Genomic DNA, 25,230 nt, shown 5'->3' on the forward strand with positions numbered 1-25,230 from the left:
GTCATCAGTTTGTCGCAAAACAAAGTAATTTTGACGCTATTCTAATTCACCCATTGGTCAGATGACCCGTGCTACCCATATGAATGATCATGATGGACCAAGCTTCTCTTTTCAGCTCTCATTTTGCAGCGCATTGGTGCGATTGCACAAGGTGGGCATGTAGATGAGCGTGCACTCACCATCATCTCCTGGTTTCTTTCCCAATCCAATTGTCTGGATGAAAGATCGCCTTGGGCGCACGATGCCTGACCGTGAGGCGATGGCTAAGAACAAATATCTTGCCCCGATTGCTCATCGGTTTTTGAACCCGGAGTTGTGGCGATTTACTCGTCGCTCTGTTCCGCGCGGTGTGGCGTTGGGCTTGTTTGCTGCGTTCATCATCCCGGTGGGACAGATTTTTCTTGCGGCGTTTCTGGCTTGGCCGGCACGGGCGAATGTTCCTTTGGCAGCCGCAGTGACGTTTGTCACAAACCCGTTCACCATTGCTTTTTGGGCTGTGGTTGCAAACAGGGTCGGCAATTTTGTCCTGCGCATTGATGCAACCGCTACTGAAATTGTTATGACCCAAGCCGAGAGCACTTTGTGGGTCTATATTGTCGATGCGTTTCAGGTGGCTGGCGTGACCGTAATGGGTTTCTTTGTCCTGGCCGTTGTTACCTCAGCTGTGGGTTATCTCGCAGCTGGTGGCATATGGCGCATGATTGTCGGCCGCAAACTTGCACGCAAACGGGCAAAACGTCTCAATCCTGAGACAGCAAGCCTCGACCATGAGCACGGCTCGAAGTAATAGTCTTGGTCAGACGAGATTATCGCTGGCTTTGCTGGTTCGGTGTCTCTTTAGATTTTAGATTATGGCAATTAAGAGCGTGAGCGGGAAAAGCGTGACCGGCACATCTGCACAAATTGAGGAAAGCCCAGTTTCTGGCCCAGTTTCTGGCCCAGTTTCACGTTGGGAGACTGACTCTGCGACGCAATTCGTCGGCGCAACCAACAACCTCACTGGAAAGCCAAACACGATTTTGTTTGTTGCAATGGGGGTTGCGCTTTTCGTTAGCGCAGGCCTTATTTTCGCAGTCACCCTCAACCCGGTGATAACGGGGGTTTATTTCGGCGGTCTTGTTGTGCTTTTGCTTGGGGTGTTTGCTGCTGAACGGTTTTCTGGCGCAGAAGAGCAAGCCGAAATCGCCACTCCTGACTGGTCAGTCACCGTTGCTGCGATTGAATCGGAAAACGACGCCGTTCCTCACGCGATTGCGATTACTGACAGGGCCAATAGGCTTGTCTGCGCGAACAAGGCGTTTCTTGCCGCATTCGGAACCAAGGCTGCGCCGCCAATGCTGGATGCTGAGCGGCCAGCTCTTGAAGCTCTTAATCGTGCTGCGCGCAACGCTTGGCGTGATGGCGAGGCGGTGATTGAAGAGTTTAATGACAGTAAGCTTCGCAGTTGGGGCGTTCGCGCAACAAGAGCAGGCCGCGGTGACGATCACCTAATCTGGCGTTTGGTAATGAAGGTCGTGCCCACCGCGAGCGAGGCGCTTAAGGTTGATTTGTCTGGACCGCTGAGCGGCATCCTAAGCCGGGCAGGTATCGAAGCAGCGATTACGGGCCCAGATGGGACCATCCGCAGCGTTGGCGCAGGCTTTGCGGAACGAGCCGTGGGCGACCGGGAAGCAACCTTAGCTGGGCAACAGCTCGTGTCGTTTTTGCGCGCTGATGAACGTGAGCGCATCTTCTTCGCCCGTGAGGGGCGCAGCGGAACTCCGCAAACCTTGATCGATGTGCCGCTTTCAGAACCTGCGCTCGCAGGTACCTCGCCAACGCCAGAGGACGGCGCAACGCTGATGCTTCTAGTGGATGGCGGCGTTGGTGTTGGCAGCGGTTGGGATGGTTCAGCGCAGGCGGGCGTCGCGCAATTGGAGGCACTCCTCGCGCAATTGCCGTTGGGACTTGCCATGACGGATCGCGATGGGCGTTTCTTGTTTGGCAATGAGGCTTTCTTGAGATCGGTGGGCCGGGGTGAGGGCGAATTGCCTGCATTCCCGACGGACCTCGTGGTGCGCGAAGATAAAACGCCGCTTTCCGATGCGGTGCGCCGACATGGGCGCGGCCCTGCGACCAGAGGCGATATGGCTGTGCGCCTAAGCTCGCAAGTGGATGAACCAGTTTCAATGGGCCTCGCTGGGGTGCGCGGGCTGGGTGAAGCGGCCGTATTGCTTAGCCTCGCGGACAGTTCGGAGGAGACGCAGCTCAAACGTCAAGTTGCACAGGCCACTAAGATGCAGGCGGTGGGTCAGCTTGCAGGCGGTGTTGCGCATGACTTTAACAATGTACTGACGGCAATAATTGGCACTTGCGATTTGATGTTGCTGCGCCATACGCCGGGCGATAGCGACTATGATGATATCCAGCAGATACGAGCCAACTCCAACCGCGCAGCTGCGCTAACGCGGCAGTTGCTGGCATTCTCGCGCCAGCAAACCTTGCGGCCAGAGATCTTGCAACTGCCCGATGTGATCAGCGAAGTGGGGCCCCTTATCAAGCGGTTGCTTGGCGAGAAAATCGACTATCACGTTCAACATGATCGCAACCTTGGTCAGGTGCGCGCAGACCCACAACAGCTTGAACAGGTCATCATGAACCTCGCTGTGAATGCGCGTGATGCAATCAACACCAATGGGGCCCATGGCCGCACGAGCAAGCAAGACGGGCAGGGGCGTATCTCTCTTCTTACCCGCAGCGTCAAATCGCACGAGGTGGTAAAGTTTGGCTCTGAGATTTTGCCAGCTGCCGACTATACGGTTCTTATTGTGCAGGATAATGGCGGCGGCATTCCCGCCGAGGTTTTGCCGAAACTGTTCGAGCCGTTCTTTACAACCAAGGAATTGGGCAAAGGCACGGGGCTTGGCCTCTCGACCGTTTACGGCATTGTGAAACAGACGGGCGGCTTTATCTTTGCCGACAATGTGATGACGACATCGGGCCGCCCGATGGGCGCGCGCTTTACCATTTACCTACCAGTCCACGCTGGCGAAGCGCCGCAGCGACGCAAGGTTGAGGCTCCCGAAACATCGTCGGAATGGTCTGCAGGGGGTAGGGTCCTGTTGGTCGAGGACGAGGATATGGTTCGGGCCGTCGCCGAACGCGCACTTGTACGAGCAGGCTATCAAATCACGGCGTGCAGCGATGGCGAAGACGGATTGGAAGCAATCCAAGCTGATAGTGGTTTTGATATTGTCGTTAGCGACGTGGTAATGCCGGGGATGGATGGTCCAGCGATGGTCCGCGAGATACGCAAGATGCATCCGCACATCCCTGTGCTCTTCATGTCGGGCTATGCAGAAGAAGCTTTGCGCAACGATATTGATGTGCCGCACATGCACTTCTTGCCCAAGCCATTCAGCGTCGCCGCGATTACTGATAAGGTCGCGATGGTCATGGCTCAAGCACGCGCAGAAAAGGTCGACTAATCGGCTGGGACGCGCGTTCATATCGCGTAAAGCCTGAGAATCGCAAGATTTGTTTAAGGCATTTGGGGAGGTTGCATGAAACAAGCAAAATGGATTCTAGCATTGAGCGCGGGCGCGCTCATGGGTTCCGCAGCAGCATCGCAATCGACCAATGCGAACGGCGAAGTAACCGCTCAGGGCGATGTTTCGGTCACGATCTATAATTCCAATCGCGCGCTCATCCAAGATGTGCGTCAGATTGATATTGATAGGGGCCGCAGCCGCGTCGAATTGCCTGATGTTTCTGCCAGCATAAGTCCACAAACTTTGAGCTTTTATGCTCCGCGAACCACGATCATCGAACAGAATTTCGATTTCGATCTGCTGACGCCGGGCAAGCTGATGGATAAGGCCATTGGCGAGACTGTGACCTTACTCCGGACAAACCCCGCCACAGGGCGCGAAACGCGCGAGCGGGCCAAAGTGCTGTCTACTGCGGGCGGTGTTGTTGTGCAGATTGGCAACCGAATCGAGGTATTGCGCGACGATGGCTTGCCGGTACGCGTGATCTTTGATGAAGTGCCTACAAACTTGCGCGCTAGGCCAACGCTCTCCGTCAATCTGGAAAGTTCGGGATCGGGGCGCCGTCCTGTCTCGATCCGCTATTTGTCGGGCGGCCTCGGGTGGAGCGCGGATTATGTCGCTTTGTTCAATGAAGAGAACAGCACCATTGATATGCAGGGCTGGGTGACGCTGACAAACAATACGGGAACCACTTTTCACCGCGCAAACACACTGTTGGTTGCTGGCGATCCGCTCAGCAATGGGCGAGGAAGGCGTGGTTCAGCGAATTTGGGCGCTCTATCGCTTGGCACAGAGGCTGCTGATCGAGAGCGGCTAGGGGATTTTTATCTCTACCCCATTGCCGATCGCACAACGATTGCCAATGCGCAAACCAAGCAGGTGAGCTTCCTTGACGTGCAAGGCGTTCCCGCTCGCAAAGTCTATACGCGCAATATTGGCTGGCTTGCCAATGAAAGCAGCCCGGTTAACGTTTCAAGCGGCATATCCTTCTCAACCTCTCGTGATCAGGGGCTGGGCGATGCGCTGCCTGCTGGCACGGTGCGTTTCTATCAACGCGACAACCAAGGCACGCCGCAATTCATCGGTGAAAACGGCCTTGGCCATACTCCAATGGGCAGCGAACTTTTGCTTCAAACGGGCGCCGCTTTTGACATCAGTGTTCAAGCCGAAGTCGAATCCCGCGAGAAAATCACTTCAAGCGAATGGGAGCGTACCGTCCGGTACCGCGTGGTCGAAGATGGCGAAGTAACGCGCCAGTACGATGTTGAGCGCCCCAAGCGCTTCTACCGCACGACGATGCGCTACACGCTTACCAATGCCAAATCACAAGCCGCCGAAGTGGATCTCACCCAATCAGGCCTGATGCGATATTGGTGGGCCAATGATTATCGGATTATCAGCGAAGATATCGAAGGCAAGCAGATCAATGCGGATCTCCGCAAATGGATCGTACCTGTGCCTGCTGAGGGCAAACGGGTGGTAAGGGTCGTCTACGAGACGCGTTACTGACCGGGGGGGGCACCGCATGATGCGTTCCTCTTCCCTCATAGCAGCGCTTGGCGCATTGCTGGCTTTCGGGCTCACTTCAATGCCAGCATTGGCTCAATCGGATGGCGTCCCTGCTGAGCGCGCAATCGTATATGCCGATGCTCCTAGCGACCTTTCAGTCACGATCTACCGCGACCCTGAAAGGCTCAAAGATGAGGAGATGAACACAAAGAACCCGCGCGGATTTGCGATGATCAGCGAGGCCCGCAGAGTGACATTGCCCCCTGGTGAAAGCACGATCCGGTTCGAAGGGGTTGCTGAAGGCATGGTGGGGGTCAGCGCAATCGTTACCGGCCTACCCGGCGGCACGATTGAAAAGAACCGCAATGCCGAGCTTTTATCGCCTGCCGCGCTTGTAAACGGTGCACTTGGGAACCGCATTACGATCACGCGTACCAATCCCGCGACCGGAGAGGCCGTATCGGAGCAAGCGGTTGTGCGCACCCGCGCAGATGGCGGCCTTGTATTGCAAACCGGCGATAGCTTTGAGGCGGTGCGATGCGCCGGGATCGCCGAAACCCTAGGCTTTGACCGTGTTCCCGAAGGATTATCCGCTCAACCCGTTTTCTCAATCGACACGCGCGACGAAAATGGCGGCACCTATGAGGTGACGCTAACCTATCTTTCGTGGGGTTTTGATTGGCAGGCCAATTACATCGCGTCCTTAAAAGACAAGGGCGGTTCTGATGATTTTGAGATGGGCGTGCTTAGCTGGCTAACCGTGTTCAATGACAACGCCCAAAGCTTTGTAGATGCACAATTGTTGGTGGTGGCTGGCGAGCTTAACGTTGTGAGTGATTATCAAGGCTTGGCGAGCCCCCCTCGCGGCGAGCCCTTGAGACTATCCTGCTATCCCATTGGCAGCACGGCGGCTGGATCGGCTATTCCCAGATATGCCAACCCTCTTTCCTTGGCGGAATATGAGGCAGGCTATGAAGATGGCCGCGCCATCGTAGTCACCGCTCGAAAGCGCTCCGAAAACTTGCAAGCAGCGCCCATGGCTGTGGCCGCTATCAGCGCTGAGGTGATGGAAGCTTCAGAAGAGCAATTGGGGGACCTTAAACTCTACCGTGTCCCCGAACGCGTGACGGTCAGCGCACAAGGGATCAAGCAGGTCGCCTTCCTGAACCGTGATGAAGTAAGCGCGCGCTATATCTATGAAATCAGTTGCGAAGCCTGGACAATGGTTCGCCGCAATCCAATGACCGATATCCGGCGAGCCACGATCCTTCTTCAAACTGAAAATGAGACTGAGCAAGGGTTAGGCATTGCCTTGCCCCAAGGAGCATTCAATTTGTTCGAGCCTAGCTCATTCGGTCCTTTATTGGTGAATGAAAATGCTCTGCGCGATTATGCGGTAGGTCAAGATATCGAGCTTGATGTTGGGCAAAGTCAGCACGTCAGCGCCAGCTGCGCACCAATGATTGCCTATCGTGACGTTCGTGATGAGGGCAATTGGCGAGAGATTGAAGCCGAACTTACCAATGCCAACGGGCACAGCGTAAAGGCGCGTATTGTTCTGGGCCGTGGCGGCGCATGGCGCGTGCGTTGGCCCAACGATGAAATTGAAACCAAGGATGGGAACGTCGTAGGCAGCATAGTGCTTGGCCCGTATGAAACGCGCAAAATCCGCTGGAGTGTACAGAGCTCACAATAGCTCCAAACGACCTATTTGAAAAAAATTCTGTTCCCCACTTGTTCTAATGGAACAAATGGCGTACATGCTCTCCTACAGGGGTTGGCAATCAGGCTTTCCCAGATGGCCGGTTAAAAGTGCTTAATCGGACCTATGCAAGCGAAGGAGTGCATGCGATGGCTACGCAACTTAAGCTGGTAGACAAGGAAAAAGACGTGGATCGTCAAAAAGCGTTGGACGCTGCTCTTCAACAAATTGACCGTGCATTTGGTAAGGGTTCAGCGATGAAGCTGGGTTCGAAAGAGGCGATGCAGGTTGAATCGATTTCAACCGGGTCACTTGGCCTTGATATTGCGCTTGGTATTGGCGGCCTTCCAAAAGGGCGCGTGGTCGAAGTGTACGGCCCGGAAAGCTCCGGTAAGACGACGCTTGCATTGCATGCCATTGCCGAAGCGCAAAAGGCAGGCGGCACGGCGGCATTTGTCGACGCTGAGCATGCGCTTGATCCCGTTTATGCCAAGGCTTTGGGCGTCGACATTGATGAGCTGATCGTCTCGCAGCCCGATACTGGCGAACAGGCGCTCGAGATTACGGACACTCTGGTCCGTTCAAATGCGGTTGATATTCTGGTGGTCGATTCAGTGGCGGCACTGGTGCCGCGGGCTGAGATTGAGGGCGAAATGGGCGACAGCCACGTCGGCCTTCAGGCGCGTTTGATGTCGCAGTCGCTGCGTAAGCTCACCGGTTCGATCAATCGTTCGAAGTGCATGGTGATCTTCATCAATCAGCTGCGTATGAAAATTGGTGTGATGTACGGCAACCCGGAGACAACGACGGGCGGTAACGCGCTTAAGTTTTACGCTTCGGTTCGTCTCGATATTCGCCGCACTGGTCAGATCAAAGACCGCGATGAGGTGATCGGCAATTCGACCCGCGTCAAAGTTGTGAAGAACAAGGTTGCACCGCCCTTCAAGCAGGTCGAATTCGACATCATGTACGGCGAAGGCATCTCCAAAATTGGTGAGATACTCGACCTTGGCGTGAAGGCTGGCGTTGTTGAAAAATCGGGCAGCTGGTATTCATATGACAGCGTTCGGATTGGCCAAGGGCGCGAAAACTCTAAGCTTTATCTCAAAGAGAACCCTGAAGTTTGCGACAAATTGGAAGCCGCCATTCGCGGTAAAACCGATGAGGTCGCCGAGGAGATGATGACCGGTCCGGACGCGGACTGAAACTCACATCCTTAAGCGGGCGCTCCTAACGCCTCGAATTGGTCCAATGGTCCAACTTGGATGGGAGCAGCACAGGAGCGAGACCTAGCGTGTCGCCGCCCGGAAACACGGAATACCGGCGTAAATCGCTTCTGCCTTTGCGGGCGGAATGCAGGTTTGCGCCGGTTTTTCGTATGCTGGTAAGGCGTGTCCTAAGCCGCTTCTGAATGTGCCCGAGTGCAACATGAATACAGTGATCGAAAATCAGTGATGAGCTTTCACTTGTCGCTGTCCAGTCCATGGCTTACCTGCACGCCATAACATTCAGTGGTTCAGCAACAGACATGACTTCAACAAACGATATCCGTCGCTCTTTCCTCGACTTCTTTGCAGGCGAGGGGCACGTTTCTGTGCCCAGTGCACCGCTCGTTCCTTACAACGATCCGACACTCATGTTCGTGAACGCGGGGATGGTGCCGTTCAAGAACGTGTTTACCGGGCTTGAAACGCCTCCGGGGCCTTGCGCGACATCATCTCAAAAATGCGTGCGGGCCGGCGGCAAGCACAACGACCTCGACAATGTGGGGTATACAGCGCGTCACCACACGTTTTTTGAAATGCTAGGTAACTTCTCCTTTGGCGACTATTTCAAAGAACAAGCGATCCACAATGCTTGGAATTTGTTGACCCGCGAATGGAGCATTCCGGCTGAGAAACTCCTCGTTACGGTCTATCACACCGATGATGAAGCTTTCGAACTTTGGCGCAAGATCGCGGGCCTGCCCGAAGATCGCATCATTCGCATCGCGACCAATGACAATTTCTGGTCGATGGGCGAGACTGGGCCATGCGGGCCATGTTCAGAAATATTCTATGACCACGGCGCCCATATTCCCGGAGGCCCTCCCGGAAGCCCGGATGAAGATGGCGACCGTTTCATCGAGATTTGGAACCTGGTCTTCATGCAGTTCGACCAAGGGGCGGACGGCACGCGTAGGGATTTGCCGCGCCCTTCGATTGACACAGGTATGGGTCTCGAGCGGATCGCGGCCGTGATGCAAGGCGAGCATGACAATTATAACACTGATACATTCAAAGCGTTGATTGCCGCCTCGGAAGGTTTGACCGGTGTCGCCGCGACTGACGAAACCACCGCGTCGCACCGCGTCATTGCTGACCATTTGCGCTCAACCTCTTTCCTAATGGCCGACGGTGTCCTGCCTTCAAACGAGGGCCGCGGTTATGTGCTGCGCAGGATTATGCGCCGCGCAATGCGTCATGCCCATTTGCTCGGTGCAAGCGAGCCATTGATGCACCGCCTTGTACCGTCGCTTGTGACTGAAATGGGGCAGGCTTACCCAGAGCTTGGCCGTGGTCAGGCGCTCATTGAAGAGGTGCTGCTGCGTGAGGAAACGCAGTTCCGCAAGACGCTTGATAAAGGTCTGAAACTTCTCGACGAAGCGACCGGAGCCATGGGTGAAGGTGGTGAGCTTGACGGCGAAACCGCGTTCAAACTCTATGATACATACGGCTTCCCATATGACCTGACGGAAGATGCCCTTCGCGCTCGCGGCATTGCAGTGGACCGAGGCGGATTTGATGCCGCGATGACCCGCCAAAAAGAGGCTGCGCGCGCAGCATGGAAGGGGTCTGGTGAGGCGGCCTCTGACGAGATTTGGTTCGATATTGCTGACCGGGAAGGTGCTAGCGAGTTTACGGGTTATGTGGCGACATCGGGCGAGGGCAGCATCGTTGCAATCGTCAAAGACGGTGCCGAAGTTCAGAGTGCATCAGCAGGTGATGACGTCGTCCTTTTGGCTAACCAAACCCCGTTTTACGGCGAAAGCGGCGGCCAAACAGGAGATATCGGCACGATCAGCACTCCGGAAGGGTTTGCCGCTAAGGTTTCTGATACGAGCAAACCGCTTGGCCGGCTCCATGCGCATCACACAACGGTGAGCGCGGGCGAAGTGAATGTCGGCGATAATGTTCAGTTGGAAGTCGATGTGAGGCGCCGCAATCAAGTGCGCGCCAATCATTCGGCTACGCACCTCGTCCACGCAGCGTTGCGTGGTCAGCTTGGCAATCATGTGACTCAAAAAGGGTCACTGGTTGCAGATGACCGCCTGCGCTTTGATTTTTCTCACCCAAAGGCGCTTTCGCCCGAAGATATTGCGGCGATTGAAGCTGAGGTAAACGCCGAAGTCCTTGCCAATGAGGAAGTCAGCACAAGGTTGATGAGCCCTGATGATGCAGTGGAGGCAGGCGCTCTTGCGTTGTTCGGTGAGAAATACGGCGATGAGGTTCGCGTGTTATCAATGGGCCGCACGAATGAGGGTGGACGCAACTACTCCGTAGAGCTGTGCGGCGGCACGCATGTGAAAGCGACGGGTGATATTGGCGTATTCCGCATAGTTTCAGAAAGCGCTGTCTCCTCCGGTGTTCGCCGGATCGAGGCGCTTACTGGTGAGGCTGCACGAAATTGGCTGGTGGCCCGCGAGGATGCACTAAAGTCAGCAGCGTCTGTTATCCGGGCAACACCCGAAGAGGTTCCGGGCCGCATCACTGCGTTGATGGAAGAACGCAAACGCCTTGAGAAAGAGCTGGCCGAGGCCAAAAAAGCGCTTGCCCTTAGTGGTGGTGGTTCTGGCGGTGATGCTGCGGGTTCTGCTGACGAAGAGGTTGGCGGAGTGGCCTTCAGCGGGCAGGTACTCGAAGGCTTGAACCCGAAAGAACTGCGCCCGTTGCTGGATGAAACCAAGCAACGCCTTGGCAGTGGTGTTGCAGCGATTGTGGCGGTTAATGATGGCAAGGCAAGCATAGCAGCAGCGGTTACCGATGATCTCACCAACCGATTCAGCGCGGTCGACCTGGTGCGAGCCGGCGTTGCGGCGCTTGGCGGAAAGGGCGGTGGTGGCCGACCAGATATGGCGCAAGGTGGCGGACCAGATGGCGCAAAAGCGGCAGATGCAATAGCGGCAGTCAAAGGCGTCATTGGGTAAGCGCAACCATCAAGACGCGAATATTTCAGCTTTTTTCAATTTTTCGATCTCAATCCTTTTGAGCTTAAATCAAAGCTATCGAAGGATTGGGATTGATGAAGAACAGCGTTTGCGTTCGCCTTGCGACGATTTTGCCTGTCAGTTGCCTCACTCTAGCCGTGCCTGTTGCTGCACAAGATCCCGGTCCGGCCACTGCTGCTCTCCGGATACAATCTGAGGAAGGCGCGGTTGAGGCACGAACGCAGGCAAAGCCCTTTACTATCTCTGTCCGCATTATGGGCCAGGATCGGGAGCTTTGGGCCGGTGATTTGACGATGTCGGTCTACAATCGTGCTCAGGTTCGCCTTGATATCAATGACAGTGATATTCAGTGTCCCTTGGAGGACAGCCGATTTGCCTTGCGGCGTAACGCGATCGAATTTCAAGTGCGCCCTGGTTACGGCAGGGCCAATTCCAAATACACTATCGAGACCAACTGGACCCGCCCAACCGGCTCGTGTTCAGAACAAGGTTCACGGGTGACTGGTTTTGAAGTGCAAGTGGAGCTTGAAGAAGGAAAGCCACGTGTCATCGAAGGAGACGGCGGTCTGCGTGTTGAGATTACCCGCAGACAATAGGCCGTTCCAAGTGTCCCAGCTTCGGATAATGCTTGGAGTGCTCTAGTGCATCGCATCGGCGCATTGATTCTGTCGCGCGTACCCATTGATCTGATCGAGGGGTAAGGGTCCAGATTGACGGCATATTTAAAGCACCGCTTGCCAAATTGTGGTGACGCGCGGGGCGATACAGAATGGTCGAATGTGCCCGTTGATATTGAAGAAGGTGAGAGCCAGATTTTTTCTGGTAACGATTTCGAGGTCGAACTTACTCGGCGCAAATGGCCTGAATGATCAGCTTTCTACCGCCGATGTTCTCAACTTGGGCGGCTCCTTAAGGCCGCCGTCGATCTCAAGTTTCTCCCGGAATTCGTCGCGCTTTTCATGAATTGAGGCGATGACAGGCCCCATCGCGACGCCGATGTCAACAAGCACTGCTTCCGACAACTGCAAAGAGCTTTCGAGTGTTTCGGGCACAGCGTGACTTGCGCCTGCGCGGTAGAGTTGTGCCGCATGATCGGTATCGCGCGCACGCGATACAATGAGGAGCTCTGGATGATCACGCCGCAATTTCGCAACAAGCCTTTGCGCAAGGACAGGCTCGTCCATTGTTAGAACCACCGACGGGGCAGCCTCAATCCCTAACTTTGTAAGGGCGTCCCCGCGTGCAGCGTCACCAAAGGTTGCACGGTATCCCGCTCGCTTGGCGTCAATGATGAGGTCGGGGTTTGAATCAAGGATCACATAGGGTTGATCATGCTCGCACAACATATCGGCGATCAGTCGACCAACACGGCCACCACCAATGATGATGTTTCGAGCATCATATTCGTCCTCATCAGGAAGTTCAGGCGTTGCCTCTATCCGCCGGGCGATGACTCGGCCAAGCTTTGCCAGAAGGGGAGTAATCGTCAGGCCAACTGCGGTTACGATCTGCCAAAACTGCGCTGTTTCAGCATCGATTACCAAAGCGCTGGTTGCGGCCGCGAGAACAATAAGGCTGGTTTCTGAAGGGCTGGCCATCAACACACCGGTTTCCGCAGCAGTGCTGCGCCGAGCGCCCATCATTTTGAGCAACGTGCCGGTGATCACCGCCTTGAATGCCAGCAATCCAATGACAGCCGCCAAAATCTCCCAGACATTGGTCCAAATTTCGACGAGATTGACCGTCATTCCAATGGTGATCAGAAACACGCCAAGGGCAAGCCCCTTAAACGGCTCCATAATGGTTTCAACTTCGCCGTGGTATTCGGTTTCAGCAATAAGAAGTCCGGCGATCAGTGCTCCGACGATTGGCGAAAGTCCGGTGGCGGAGGTTGCAAGACTGGCACCGATTACCACCAACATCGTAGCGGCAAGAAACAGCTCAGGACTTTTGGTGCGGGCTGCTTGGCTGAAAAGGCTTGGGAGTGCGAAACGGCCAAGGACCAGCAAAGCGAGGATGACTAAACCGCCAAGGACCAATGTATCAGTTAGGCCGTCAACGCCTTCTGCGGCTGCATTTGGGGCAAGCGCGCCAAGAATAAAGATGATCGGAACGATCATAATGTCTTCGAACAAAAGCATGGAAAGTGCCGCTCGGCCGACTGGGCTTTTCGTACCCGATATTGGCAGCACAATGGCGGTGGACGAGAATGCGAGGGCAAAGCCAAGGGCAAGGGCTGCGGTTGTGTCCATCCCGCTGTATTGTCCGAAAAATGCCGCCGAAATGCTGCCGATGATAAGCAGTTCAAGGCTGCCAAGGCCAAAGACCAGCTTTCGCATTTGCCATAGGCGATTGAAGGAAAGCTCCAATCCAATCGCAAACAGAAGCAGGATAATACCAAAATCGGCAAAGGGGGCTAATCGTTCAGGGTCTGAAATCGTGACATATTCAAGCCACGGGGCTTCGTTGACCAGAGCGCCAAGCCCAAAAGGACCAACAGCAACCCCGATTAGGATGAATCCGATAATCGGAGTGATCCGGAATCGGGCGAATACCGGGATGACGATGCCGGCTGACCCAAGGATCACCAGAGCATCTTGCATTACCGGGGAGAGGGTGAGTTCGCCTGCCATGAATTGCTCTGTTTTGCACCCTTACTTCTGCCTGACGGGCAGAACGATTACTGCCACGCCAATCAAACTACCAAGCACTGTACCATCAAAACCAATAGGGGCGACTGTTCGTTTCAAACAGCCGCCCCTAGCGAAAACTCAATCGGTTTTGTGGGTTAACCCCAGTTTTTCATCTCGGTTTCGAGGTTTTGCACAATGGCTTCGAAGAACTGCTCAGTGGTGAGCCAGTTTTGCGATGGGCCAATCAACAACGCCAAATCTTTGGTCATCTGACCTTTTTCGACGGTCTCAATGCAAACGCGCTCAAGCGTTTCAGCAAATTTGACCACATCAGGTGTCTCGTCAAACTTGCCGCGATACATAAGGCCGCGGGTCCAAGCGAAGATAGAAGCGATCGGGTTGGTCGATGTCGCTTTGCCTTGCTCGTGTTGACGGAAGTGACGAGTAACGGTGCCGTGCGCTGCTTCTGCTTCGATGGTCTTACCATCGGGCGTCATCAGAACAGAGGTCATAAGACCAAGTGAGCCGAAGCCTTGTGCAACGGTGTCAGACTGAACGTCGCCGTCATAGTTCTTACAAGCCCAAACAAACTTGCCTGACCATTTAAGCGCTGCAGCGACCATGTCGTCAATCAGACGGTGTTCATAGGTGATGCCTGCTTCGGCGAACTTCTCTTTGAATTCGTTTTCGAAAACTTCTTCGAACAGATCTTTAAAGCGGCCATCATAGGCTTTCATGATCGTGTTCTTGGTTGAGAGGTACACTGGCCATTTGCGGTCCAGGCCATAGTTCATCGACGCACGAGCAAAGGCACGGATCGAATCGTCAAGGTTGTACATCGCCATGGCGATACCTGAGCTTTCGAACTCAAACACTTCGAGGTCGAGGTTCGTGCCGTCTTCGCCTTCGTAAACGAGACGCAGCTTGCCCGGGCCCGGGATCAGCGTGTCAGTCGCGCGGTATTGGTCGCCAAATGCGTGACGGCCAACAACGATGGGGTGGGTCCAGCCCGGTACCAACCGCGGCACGTTGTCGATGACAATCGGCTCACGGAATACAACACCACCAAGAATGTTGCGGATCGTGCCGTTAGGCGAACGCCACATTTTCTTGAGGTCAAACTCTTCAACGCGCTCTTCATCAGGGGTGATGGTTGCGCATTTCACGCCCACGCCGTGTTCTTTAATGGCATTGGCAGCATCGATCGTGATCTGATCGTCAGTCTCATCGCGTTTTTCGATGGAGAGATCGTAGTACTTAAGATCAACATCAAGATATGGCAGGATCAACCGTTCGCGGATCCACTGCCAGATGATTTTCGTCATCTCATCGCCGTCGAGTTCGACAACGGGGTTTTTAACCTGAATTTTTTGCATGGGCAGACGCCTGTTCCTTCCGTCCCGGGGACAGTCATAAATTTGCATTTGCGGATGTGTGATTTCATCCTTGTGACGGGGCTTTAGCAGAGGAACGGCGATGCGCAAGTGAGGGCACAGCTCAGGACCCATTTCGGCTCAAAAGCCGTAAAGGAAATGACCCTAAAAACCGCTGCCGGGTTGGCGCAGATATTCCTTTTCTTGCGGGGTCGATGTCCTGCCCAAGATGGTATTTCGGTGAGGGAAGCGGCCAAATCGAACAATCACATTACGGTGTGTATGGGCGTAGCGGGTGAAATCATCGTCACCCAAGGGCTCAATCATACGAACCGCCTCGTCTTGATCGGCCAAATTCTCGCTGTGCTCAAACGGGAGATAGGCAAATACCCTTTGATCATGCGCGATATTTGCATCCCACTTCTTGGTTATTAATTCGCGCGCAATATCAAGGGCTAGCAGGTCGCTCGCGAAACTTCGGGGATCATTTCTGTATAGATTGCGCGGCAGTTGGTCGAAGAGAATGATCGCGGCAAACGCCTTTGATGGCGAGGTCAGAAAGCCGGAAGGCGACTTTTGTGAGAGCTGTTCGTGCAGACTTCTAAAGCGCCTTTGGATTTGTGCATCCACGGCTTCGTTTTTGGAAAACCAGTCTTTTGCGCCGAGCTCGCCGAACCAAAAGTCGAGAATCTCATCAGGCCAACGGTCAGTTGCGGGAATCGCCATAGTTCTTGTTTAAAGGACTGATCCCAGATGCACAAAAGGCGCCGCTTTTGCGACGCCTTTTGAGTGGTGCTTTTAGTGGATGATGGTGGGCGTACCAAGATTTGAACTTGGGACCCCTACGATGTCAACATAGTGCTCTACCCCTGAGCTATACGCCCGCACCATCATCAAACCCGCGCCGTATCGATGCGGGAAGCGGCGAGTTAGCGAAGCTCGCGGGTCAGTGCAAGCGATTCGCGGATGCCGTGTCCAAGTTTTATCAAATGCGCGCTTCTTGCTGCTCTTCAAACACACGCTCTACTTCGAGAACGAGATCCCGAAGGTGGAATGGCTTGGACAGGACTTTCGCGTGAGGTTGCTCGCGACTTGCCCTTAGGCTGACGGCTGCAAAGCCTGTGATAAACATGACTTTCGTGCGTGGGCTCACTTCGGCACAGCGTTGTGCCAATTCGATCCCGTCCATTTCCGGCATGACAATGTCGGATAAAAGCAGATCGAAGAACTCTGCCTCAAGTAGGGGCACAGCCTCGGTTCCGCGATCGACGCTTACGACCTCAAAACCAGCTTTGGTAAGGGCGCGCTCAAGGTAGGCGCGCATGGCCTCTTCGTCTTCGGCAAGGAGGATTCGCGGTGATGCGGTTGTCGTCATGGGCAGCTTAATACAATCGATCGCTTAATAAATCTTATGCAATTTACAAAGGTGCCCTGCTTTGAAACGCCCAAGTGAGAAGTTTTATATCCAAAGTGGATTAACTATATTGGTCTGTTGGCACTGAAATCCGACCATCACGGCGCAAAACTCTACCCTTCAGCGGGTGATTCTGGCTTTGACTCGCAACAGCAAAGCAGGCAGCAATAGGCTAACATGGCTTCTTCTCGCCCACCTTGGGAATCCTCCCCTTCAAACTCGCAAGCGTTTGGCCGCGCCGAAGCTGTATCCACCGGCGCAGTGCAGCGGGATCTTGTAACTAAGAAGGGTGGCTCAATCGCTTGGGCGTCGGGGCAGGGCGCTGAAGATTACGCATTTGTTCACGTCGCGCCGTGTCATATGCCGCTCCCCGTACTTATCGCAGTGCCTCATGCAGGACGGGCTTACCCTCCTGAAATCGAGGCGCAAATGCGGGATGCGCGCCACAGCCAATTGCGGCTTGAAGATAGGCTTATCGATACAATCGGGGTCGAAATTGCGCGGGCAACGGGCACTGGTCTTTTGGTTGCGCATGCGCCGAGAGCGATGATCGACCTTAACCGTGCCGCTGATGATATAGACTGGGGTATGGTCAAGAAGCCCCAAGGTTTTGATTCCTCGACATTTACCGCTCGTCTTGTCGGTGAAGGGCGGTCTGTTGGTTCCGGCAATGCTCGCTCCCGCAGCGGATTGGGTCTGGTGCCTCGCCGCTTGCCCGGGAGCGGAGAAATCTGGCGTTCTGCAATTCCATCGGATGAGGTTAAACGCAGGGTAGAACACATTCATCGGCCCTATCACGAATTTCTTGCAAGAGAGCTTGTCCGGATACGCGATGCTTGGGGGGCTGCGTTGTTGATCGATTTACATTCCATGCCACCTTTGCGGAGACGGGAGGGTGAACAACGGGCGCCGCGTATCGTGCTGGGGGACCGTTACGGCGTTTCATGCGATAGCGCGATTTCCGATCACGCTTTCAACTACCTTGATCATCATGGATGTGTGACGGCACATAACCGCCCGTATTCAGGAGGTTATGTTCTCGATCGCCATGCACGCCCAACTCGCGGCATTCATGCGATTCAAGTTGAAGTTTGCCGTAGCACCTATCTCGATTCGGCCTTTGCCGAGACGACTAATGAGGCTGTAGGGCTCGCGCAAATGCTTGCGGGATTGGTACGGGTTCTGGGTGCAGAGACCGCTGGCCTTGGGTCAGGTGGGCGGATTCCCCAAGCGGCTGAGTAGAGCCCTTGGTCCCGGGCCTGTCCCTTTTTTGAAAATTGCAAAAAAGAAGCCACCTCGCGCGAAAGGGGGGGAGCACGAGGTGGCCAGGTTCAGGGAGGATCACGCCCAATGAAGGGCGCGGTCCAGAGCGGCTCATGAGGGGGTCACCGCTACTAGACTATAGATATGCTTGGGGCGGCCCGCTTTCAAGCAGTGGGCCGCCCCAATCGTATCGTAAATGGACACATTACTGCACCCAATATGTCTTCAGGCCCGATGGGCCAGCCTGTTAGGCTTTGTCGTCAGGCATTGGAACTTTGCCTTGCGCGGTTTGGCGTTCAAAGATGACCCGCATCAAGTTCATTGAGAACAAATGTGCGTGGATCAGCATCATCATGCCGCTCTTGTTAAGCTCTTCCACTTTTTCAGTAGGCAGCTCGCGCAGTTTCTCTTCGTTCACCATGCGGAATCCGCGGTAAACAAATGGTTTTTCAGGCATGTCATTGCGAGTGATTGCAATTTCGCCGTCCATCATAAGGTCAAGTGCATTAAGTTGCTCAAGAAACGCTTTTGTGCGCTGACCCGAAGTTTCGAAACGACGGCAGAATTCCAAAACATCGTTGGTGTATTGGGTCGGCTTCTGCTCATCACCTTCAGCTTCGAACAGAGCGTTGCCTTCTTTGTCTTTGCCAACAACGCCTGCTTCTGGGTCGAAACAAAGAGACATCTCTTCGCTGCCTTGATTCAGTTTCGCGAGAATGAACGGGTAGCGGCGAATGTAAGCTGGCACATAAACATTTGCTTGAAGCTTGCCATTGTCTTCGATGAAGGTGTTCACACCTTCATTGAGGCCCATAAGTGCGATTGGAAGCGGCGTATCATTCGCGGTGAACACGATGGGATAGTTGCGCTGTGCATCGACAAATTCGTCAACGGTAAGCGGGATGGCGTGCGTATCGGCCATGTAAGATGCATCGTCAAAGTTGCCTACAGACCAGTCAGCATGATCTTTGCTGTTAAGTGGAAGCAAGTCTTTGTAAAAAAGCGGTAGTTGCGGCTTCGGCGCGGTCGCCATGGATTGTCTCCTAGATCCCTAAGTGAATGTTGATTAAGGGTGGTGCGCGCGATTGAGATGGACCCCACCCAAGAATTGTGAGGCGCTTTAGGCGTTCAGGCACGTAAGGGCAAGCGCCGAGCGCGGACTACTCTTGTGACATCGGTACGAGCTTGCCCGGATTGAGCAATCCTTGCGGATCAAGGGCCTGTTTCACAGCGCGCATCATGGACAAGGCCACCGGATCGCCGAGGCGCCCAAGCTCGTCCACTTTCATCTGTCCAATACCGTGTTCAGCGCTGATCGAACCGCCCCATTGCGTAACCAAATCATAGACGCGCGCACTCACTTTCTTACCTTGGTTTTCTTCCCATTCACCAGCTACAGCGCTTTGCGGGGCAAGGACATGAAAGTGCACATTGCCGTCGCCTAAATGGCCGAAAGCTATCGCTGTGGTTCCGGCAAACTGGTCTTCAATGCTAGGAGATGCGGCGAGAATAAACTCCGGCATCTTCTCAACAGGCACCGAGATATCGTGCTGCATTGCTGGGCCAAGCGCGCGTTCAGCAGCGGAGATGGAATCGCGAAGAGTCCAAAAGTCTTCGGCTTGCCTTTCATTGGTGGCAATAACCGCATCTTCCACAAGACCATATTCGGCAGCGTTTGCCAGTGCGTTCTCTAGGCTTTGGCGAAGGGCGGTATCATCACCCTTGGTTCCTACACATTCGACAAGAGCGTTCCAGGCATGACGCCCCTCCAATGGCGATCGCGCCGAGGGGAGATGGGCCAGCACGCTGTCCAAGCAATGTTGAGGGATGACCTCAAACCCTTCCAAAGTGTCACCCAATACCCGGTCCACCTGTTGAAGGAGGGAACGCGCATCGATGATCGATGAAAGGCCAACCCACGCGGTCGCACGGGCGCGCGGTGCAGGAAGCAAACGCAAAGTTGCACCTGTCACAATGCCAAGCGTCCCTTCGGATCCGATCAAGAGCTGTTTGAGGTCGAAGCCTCGATTGTCTTTCTTCAAAGCGGTAAGGGCGTTGAAGACGCTACCATCAGCGAGGACGGCCTCGACGCCCAAAACCTGTGCACGCATGGTCCCATGGCGCAAAACCTGTGTGCCGCCAGCATTGGTGGAAATCAATCCACCGATCGTGGCAGATCCTTTGCCTCCAAGCGTCAGGGGGAAGCGCAAGTCAGCTTCTTCGGCCGCTTCGTGAAGCGTTTGAAGGATTACGCCCGCATCGCAAACGGCAAGGCCAGCGTCTGCGTCCATCTCGCGGATTGAGTTCATCCGGCGCAAGGATAAAAGAATAGCTGTGCCGCTCGAATCCGGGGTTGCGCCGCCAGCCATTCCGCTATTGCCGCCTTGCGGAACAATCGGGATCGCGTGGCGCGAGCAGAGTTTGACAAGGGCTGCGACTTCCGAAGTGGAAGCGGGCGATGCTAGGCCTATCGCTTTGCCGGAATAGCGGCCGCGCCAATCCGTCAGCCATGGTTCCAAATCATCGGCAATCGCAGTCCAGCCTTTGACGCCAAGCAAATCGGCGGCCTGGCGGGCAAAATCTTTGGCATCGATGATCAGCGCTGTCATTGTTGCGCCTATGCCACAATCGGGCAGGAATACACCAGACCTTTAGCGGCTTACAGCCACCGGGTTAAGGCAGCGTTCAATGACTCTTGCTAAGCCGCTGGTTCGCATTTTTGAAAGGGCTCGGGTGGGGCCTGGTTGGAACTGTCGTTTGGAGGGGCCTGAAACCGCCGATGTCTAGCCTATACGCCTTCGCCGCGTCAGCCGCGTTGTTCTTGCCGTTTCTCGGGCAAGCAAACGATGCGCCTGCGTCATTTCCAGCAATTTCTGCTTCTCAGTGTTCGATCGGCGATACACTCTCGGTCTCTTCTTCAGAGCCGCTTGATCGGAGCGCACACCATAGCGAACCACCAGCGTCAGGATTGCCATTGCCGATTGCTGCGGAAGGGCAAGCGTCCACTCCGCTTGAGGCGTTTTATGCCACGCGCACTGTCAATCAGGTCAGGATCGAACGGCGCGTAACGATCCGAATTGCCCCTTTACGTCAAAGCAGTCGCAACAGCCTTCTTGCACAGCTTCCCCGGCGCGGCGTTACTCGAACTTATGAAGAGCGCAAGATGAACGGGTGCATCCCTGTCGCGGGCATTGCCGGCGTGCAAACCGGGACCGGCAACCGCCTGCTTTTGTTTCTCCGCGATGAGCGCATCATCGGCCTTAATCTGGAGCGCGGCTGTGAAGCGCGCGACTTTTATTCGGGCTTTTATGTCGAACGCAACGATGATGGCCGGCTCTGCGTGAAACGCGATCAGCTTCAGTCGCGAAGCGGTGCCAAATGCGAAGTCGAGCGCATGCGCCATCTTGTCGTCACGGAAGATTAATTGCGCCAAGATCGCGGCACTTAACCGCACAATCCAAGGAAAAGCATCGGGGTATGTCCGCGCGATTTCTTGACTCGGAGCGCCTTTTTGGCCAAGCGGAGCGCGTTTTCATGCTCGGCGTTCAGTCCATTTGCGGTCTGCCCTTCATGAAACGGCAATCTTTGCTTATTCTTATCCGGACATTTTCTCGCCTATGACCTTTGCCGATCTCGGCCTCTCTCCTGAATTGCTCAAAGCGGTAGAAGAAGCCGGCTATACTGAGCCGACCGCTATTCAAGCCGAAGCGATCCCTTCTGTTCTGATGATGAAAGATCTCATCGGAATTGCCCAAACGGGCACCGGTAAAACCGCAAGCTTTGTTTTGCCAATGATCGATGTGATGGCTTCTGGTCGCCGGCGTGCTTTGATGCCCCGTTCTCTTATTTTGGAGCCAACCCGCGAGCTTGCTGCGCAGGTCGCCGAGAATTTTGAGAAATACGGCAAGAACCACGACCTTAAGATGGCGTTGCTTATTGGCGGTGTGCAGATGGGCGATCAGATTAAGGCTCTAAACGAAGGTGTTGATGTTCTCATCGCTACACCTGGCCGGATGATGGACCTGTTTGAACGCGGAAAAATCCTGCTTTCAGGATGTGAACTTCTGGTGATCGACGAAGCGGATCGAATGCTCGATATGGGCTTTATCCCGGATATTGAGTTCATTTGCGATAAGCTTCCCGAAACGCGCCAGACGATGCTGTTTTCTGCGACCATGCCTGCGCCGATTGAGAAGCTGGCTAAGAAATTCCTCAGCAATCCCAAGCGGATCGAAACGGCTCGGGCGGCAACCACCAATAAAGATATCACCGCATTCAAGGTTCCTGTGCACGCGCGCAAGAAGCGTGAGACATTGCGCTGGCTTTTGCAAAACGACCATGTCGAGACCGCGATCATCTTCGCCAACCGAAAGACGACCGTGCGCGAGCTCAACAAGAGCCTTCAGCAGCACGGCTTTGCCTCTGGTGAGATCCACGGGGACATGGATCAAAACTCTCGACTTAAAGAGCTGGAGCGCTTTAAATCAGGTGATGTCAATATTTTGGTCGCTTCCGACGTGGCTGCCCGCGGGCTCGATATTAAAGGTGTGTCCCACGTCTTTAACTTCGATACTCCATGGCATCCGGACGATTATGTCCATCGCATCGGCCGCACAGGCCGTGCGGGGGCAAAGGGCCGGGCATTCACTCTGGTCGCTGATGAAGATGCAGAGGCCATTACCAATGTCGAAAAACTGACGGGCAACCCTGTAAAAGTGTTTGGGAAAGAAGACGTACGCGTCGAACTTGCTGATCCGGGTTCAGAAACAGAATCGACTGAAGAACGCGAAGAACGTCCCAAGCGTTCGCGCGGCGGGAAATCACGCCGCGATGCATCGGAGAGAAAACCCTCTGATGAAATGCCCAAGCGGGCAAAGCGTACCCGGGACGATGAGGCCGAGGAAAAGCCGCGCAAGAGCCGTAAACCTCGCCATCGCGAAGATGACGATGAACCCGTCGCACCGGGTGAATGGAACGGACCAAAGCCGGGCTTTTTGGACATAGGTTTCAACGGCTAAGTCTTAGCTCTGCACTAAAACACGACTATGTTTCCCAGTAAAAGACCCGAAGAACGCAAGGCAGATTTTGTCATCCATGCTTTGAGCTTGGCGTTTATCCTGCCTGTGAGCGGATTGTTCATCTATTGGGCGTGGGAACGAGGGACGATGCCGCTGATCTTGGCCACCATTGGCTATGCGATTGCGGCCTTGTCTTCGATTAGTGTGTCTTTTGCTTATCATTTGTTGCCGCGTCATGATCTGCGCTCTGTTTTGCGACGATGGGACCACGCGGCAATTTATGGCGTAATCGCGGGCACGTTCAGCCCGCTCTTGATAATGGCAGGGACACAAAGCGCCCACGCAATTCTTGTGGTGATATGGGCGTTGGCGCTGTTTGGCTTTATCTTCAAACTGGCCGCGAGCGATATGGACCCGCGTTGGTCGGTGTTTTCCTACCTTGGCCTTGGGGCTTTGGGCTTGCTTGCAATGCCCGACTTTTGGCGCGAACTTCCCGTGCTTACTACTGTAGCGATTGGGGCCGGCGCTCTATTCTATACAATTGGCACATGGTTCTATCGACAGAAGGAACGAGCCTTCCGTTATCCGATTTGGCACACTTGGGGCACGTTGGGCGGCCTATCGCTGTGCGCGAGTATTGGGATTGCCTTGGCGGGATAATTTCGCACGCGGTATTTAGGGTGCAGCAAAGACATGCGCGATCATACGGCTGTCTTCGAACACGGCCCGGTCTTCGACATTTATTCCATCTTCAACAAAGACGAAGTCAAACACTCCATCTGAATTGGCATCGGAGTGAAGCATCACCAACAACATCGCTCCTGGCTCCGGTGCAGGGTTCAGCGTGACGGCCACATCCTTATTGGTACCGCTTTCAACAAAGCTATAGCCTGCAACCCAGTCGCCATTGGGTTTGCCATCGATAAACGGGTGTATCACTAACCAACCGTCGCCTTCGATTTGCACTTCGCTAAAGGTGAGGGTGGCGCTGTCGCCGCGGCGCACCGCATTGTTTGCCGAAGTGATGCGTTGTTCGGTGTAGGTCGCATCGGCAGAGCGACTGACGCTCTCCACCTTGATCCAGTTTTCTTCGCCATTGCCCAAAGTAAGCGCGGGTGCAGCGCCATCATTTTGTGCAGAAACGCTCGGCACCAGCGACAAGAGTAAGGCGATGGCAATTGTCTTTTTCATGTTGTTCTCCCGGCGTTCCGCGATTTTCCGAGAGGAGTGTGGACCGTAAAGACCGGGGCTTCAACCCCATCAGCTTGACACAGAATCATTTGAAGATAGGTGTGTCGTTGTACTAATACAGCAGGAGGGTTGAATGCGTGCATTGTCGAAAGTGATTGGATTGTGTTTTGCTGCGGCGGCTTTGAACGTGCCAGTCTTTGCGCAAGAGCATGCCGAACCAGCGCCTCCCGAACCGAGCGTCACACCGTTGGCGCTGTCATTTTCTAACGAGGGGCTTTCTGGACCCGGCGCAGACCAATTGAGGGCTCATGTCGAGAACTCGCAATTCATTGCGATCGGTGAGGATCATGGTTTTGCAGATGCGCCTGTATTGCTTTCCGCTTTTGCAGCGGAAGGTGCAGATCATGGTTTTGACACTTACGCAGTCGAGACCGGACCATGGAGCGCGGACTGGGTGCGAGATCGTTTGAACCACGGCGGTGTCGACGGATATGCTTCCGATCTGGCAGGGAGGCCATTGGCAATTCCGTTTTTATCAATGCGTGAGGAAGCAGACGTAGCGGCTCAATTCCTCGGTGATGGGCAATTGTGGGGAATTGATCAGGAGTTTATCGGCTCCCCGCTTATCCATCTCGAATGGTTCGCTGATCGTCTCGGTGGTTCGGAAGCTGGTCAAGAACTGCGCAGTTGGCTTGATACAGAAAAGAGCGCTTTTGCGACAGGAAATCAGCAAGCAATCTTCATGGCAAGCGCTGATCAGGGAAAATGGGATCGTCTGCGCGAGATGTTCGCCGGCGACACTGACGCTAGCGAACGGATCGATGCTCTGGAGAGGAGCCAATCGATCTACATGGCCAACTTCAGCGGGCGCGGGTTTGACAACAATACCGACCGGGTTGCGCTGATCCGAGAATATTTCCTCAAAAACTGGACGGCGGCGCAAGCGGATGGTGCAGTTGCACCGCGTGTGCTTTTCAAGATGGGTGCCGTCCATATCGGCAGAGGCACTTCGCCAATGAAGACCTTTGATATTGGTTCATTACTTGAAGGGGTTGCAGCGGCAAATGGGATGGAGATCTTACGCGTTGCTTATCTGCCCGTTGGTGGTGAGCAGCTTTCGGTGCGGCCGTCCTCTGATGGCGCGTTTTCAGTCGTCCCAGTAAGTCGAGGCGCGCAGCTTGCTGTGCAAATGCGAGACGCGGGTGTGGATATGGATGTCGTGCGTGAAGGCGAGGGGCATTACATTATCGATCTGGAACCGGTTCGCCGGGCGATGGGTAACAAGGGGCTCAACGATGCCGATGGTATGTTTCGTTTTGTCGTCCTCGGGTTCGATTATCTCGTCACAACAAATACCGGCAAGGCGGGAACGCCTTTGGCAGAGCGCTAG

At 54.6% G+C, this 25,230-nt stretch carries 20 protein-coding genes and 1 tRNA gene; 13 read left to right on the forward strand and 8 right to left on the reverse strand.

Features of this window, described 5'->3' with window-relative positions:
- The first annotated feature begins 163 nt into the window (after nucleotides 1–163).
- From ABJ205_RS13870 to ABJ205_RS13905, 8 genes are all read left to right on the forward strand, one after another.
- The gene (locus ABJ205_RS13870; RefSeq protein WP_348156706.1) at nucleotides 164–787 is read left to right on the forward strand and encodes a DUF2062 domain-containing protein; all 624 of its coding nucleotides are present in this window, start codon (nucleotides 164–166) and stop codon (nucleotides 785–787) included.
- Nucleotides 788–1,031: 244 nt separating this feature from the next.
- Entirely contained in the window at nucleotides 1,032–3,467 is a 2,436-nt protein-coding gene (locus ABJ205_RS13875) for a response regulator (RefSeq protein ID WP_348156788.1), read from the forward strand.
- Between the two features lie 75 nt (nucleotides 3,468–3,542).
- On the forward strand, nucleotides 3,543–5,039 hold the full coding sequence (locus ABJ205_RS13880; protein ID WP_348156703.1) for a DUF4139 domain-containing protein: 1,497 nt from the start codon (nucleotides 3,543–3,545) through the stop codon (nucleotides 5,037–5,039).
- A gap of 16 nt (nucleotides 5,040–5,055) precedes the next feature.
- Nucleotides 5,056–6,735, forward strand: a complete 1,680-nt coding sequence (locus tag ABJ205_RS13885) for a hypothetical protein (protein WP_348156700.1) — start codon at nucleotides 5,056–5,058, stop codon at nucleotides 6,733–6,735.
- A gap of 155 nt (nucleotides 6,736–6,890) precedes the next feature.
- The gene (recA, locus tag ABJ205_RS13890; protein ID WP_348156697.1) at nucleotides 6,891–7,946 is read left to right on the forward strand and encodes a recombinase RecA; all 1,056 of its coding nucleotides are present in this window, start codon (nucleotides 6,891–6,893) and stop codon (nucleotides 7,944–7,946) included.
- A gap of 323 nt (nucleotides 7,947–8,269) precedes the next feature.
- Nucleotides 8,270–10,927 (forward strand): alanine--tRNA ligase, encoded by a 2,658-nt coding sequence (alaS, locus tag ABJ205_RS13895; protein ID WP_348156694.1) that lies wholly within the window; start codon nucleotides 8,270–8,272, stop codon nucleotides 10,925–10,927.
- A 95-nt stretch (nucleotides 10,928–11,022) separates the two neighbouring features.
- Nucleotides 11,023–11,544, forward strand: a complete 522-nt coding sequence (locus tag ABJ205_RS13900; protein WP_348156692.1) for a hypothetical protein — start codon at nucleotides 11,023–11,025, stop codon at nucleotides 11,542–11,544.
- Between the two features lie 114 nt (nucleotides 11,545–11,658).
- Nucleotides 11,659–11,817 (forward strand): hypothetical protein, encoded by a 159-nt coding sequence (locus ABJ205_RS13905; protein WP_348156689.1) that lies wholly within the window; start codon nucleotides 11,659–11,661, stop codon nucleotides 11,815–11,817.
- Here ABJ205_RS13905 and ABJ205_RS13910 read toward each other — a convergent pair whose 3' ends face one another.
- From ABJ205_RS13910 to ABJ205_RS13930, 5 genes are all read right to left on the reverse strand, one after another.
- Entirely contained in the window at nucleotides 11,818–13,581 is a 1,764-nt protein-coding gene (locus ABJ205_RS13910; RefSeq protein ID WP_348156688.1) for a cation:proton antiporter, read from the reverse strand.
- Nucleotides 13,582–13,736: 155 nt separating this feature from the next.
- On the reverse strand, nucleotides 13,737–14,957 hold the full coding sequence (locus ABJ205_RS13915; protein ID WP_348156685.1) for an NADP-dependent isocitrate dehydrogenase: 1,221 nt from the start codon (nucleotides 14,955–14,957) through the stop codon (nucleotides 13,737–13,739).
- A 162-nt stretch (nucleotides 14,958–15,119) separates the two neighbouring features.
- Nucleotides 15,120–15,680 (reverse strand): DUF924 family protein, encoded by a 561-nt coding sequence (locus tag ABJ205_RS13920; RefSeq protein ID WP_348156683.1) that lies wholly within the window; start codon nucleotides 15,678–15,680, stop codon nucleotides 15,120–15,122.
- Nucleotides 15,681–15,763: 83 nt separating this feature from the next.
- A tRNA-Val gene (locus ABJ205_RS13925) sits at nucleotides 15,764–15,838 on the reverse strand.
- Between the two features lie 101 nt (nucleotides 15,839–15,939).
- Nucleotides 15,940–16,329: a response regulator gene (locus ABJ205_RS13930; protein WP_348156680.1), complete on the reverse strand. Its 390-nt coding sequence runs from the start codon at nucleotides 16,327–16,329 to the stop codon at nucleotides 15,940–15,942.
- A gap of 216 nt (nucleotides 16,330–16,545) precedes the next feature.
- On the opposite strand from ABJ205_RS13930, the gene ABJ205_RS13935 reads away from it, so the two are divergent.
- Nucleotides 16,546–17,610, forward strand: a complete 1,065-nt coding sequence (locus tag ABJ205_RS13935; protein WP_348156678.1) for an N-formylglutamate amidohydrolase — start codon at nucleotides 16,546–16,548, stop codon at nucleotides 17,608–17,610.
- 268 nt (nucleotides 17,611–17,878) lie between these two features.
- Here the strand turns inward: ABJ205_RS13935 and ABJ205_RS13940 are convergent, their stop codons facing one another.
- Nucleotides 17,879–18,664, reverse strand: coding sequence for a SapC family protein (locus ABJ205_RS13940; RefSeq protein WP_348156675.1), 786 nt, complete (start codon nucleotides 18,662–18,664; stop codon nucleotides 17,879–17,881).
- Nucleotides 18,665–18,791: 127 nt separating this feature from the next.
- A complete protein-coding gene (locus ABJ205_RS13945; protein ID WP_348156672.1) occupies nucleotides 18,792–20,240 on the reverse strand; it encodes an FAD-binding oxidoreductase in 1,449 nt (482 codons plus the stop codon).
- A 170-nt stretch (nucleotides 20,241–20,410) separates the two neighbouring features.
- Between ABJ205_RS13945 and ABJ205_RS13950 the strand changes: the two genes are divergently transcribed.
- The 3 genes from ABJ205_RS13950 to ABJ205_RS13960 all read left to right on the forward strand — a co-directional run bounded on the left by ABJ205_RS13950 (nucleotide 20,411) and on the right by ABJ205_RS13960 (nucleotide 23,309).
- The gene (locus ABJ205_RS13950; protein WP_348156671.1) at nucleotides 20,411–21,055 is read left to right on the forward strand and encodes a hypothetical protein; all 645 of its coding nucleotides are present in this window, start codon (nucleotides 20,411–20,413) and stop codon (nucleotides 21,053–21,055) included.
- A 193-nt stretch (nucleotides 21,056–21,248) separates the two neighbouring features.
- Nucleotides 21,249–22,649: a DEAD/DEAH box helicase gene (locus tag ABJ205_RS13955; RefSeq protein WP_348156668.1), complete on the forward strand. Its 1,401-nt coding sequence runs from the start codon at nucleotides 21,249–21,251 to the stop codon at nucleotides 22,647–22,649.
- A gap of 27 nt (nucleotides 22,650–22,676) precedes the next feature.
- Nucleotides 22,677–23,309, forward strand: coding sequence for a hemolysin III family protein (locus ABJ205_RS13960; RefSeq protein ID WP_348156665.1), 633 nt, complete (start codon nucleotides 22,677–22,679; stop codon nucleotides 23,307–23,309).
- Nucleotides 23,310–23,324: 15 nt separating this feature from the next.
- Here ABJ205_RS13960 and ABJ205_RS13965 read toward each other — a convergent pair whose 3' ends face one another.
- Nucleotides 23,325–23,840: a hypothetical protein gene (locus ABJ205_RS13965; protein ID WP_348156663.1), complete on the reverse strand. Its 516-nt coding sequence runs from the start codon at nucleotides 23,838–23,840 to the stop codon at nucleotides 23,325–23,327.
- A gap of 133 nt (nucleotides 23,841–23,973) precedes the next feature.
- On the opposite strand from ABJ205_RS13965, the gene ABJ205_RS13970 reads away from it, so the two are divergent.
- Nucleotides 23,974–25,230, forward strand: coding sequence for a hypothetical protein (locus ABJ205_RS13970; RefSeq protein ID WP_348156661.1), 1,257 nt, complete (start codon nucleotides 23,974–23,976; stop codon nucleotides 25,228–25,230).

The organism is Erythrobacter sp. (genome assembly GCF_039988855.1).
Lineage (GTDB): Bacteria > Pseudomonadota > Alphaproteobacteria > Sphingomonadales > Sphingomonadaceae > Erythrobacter.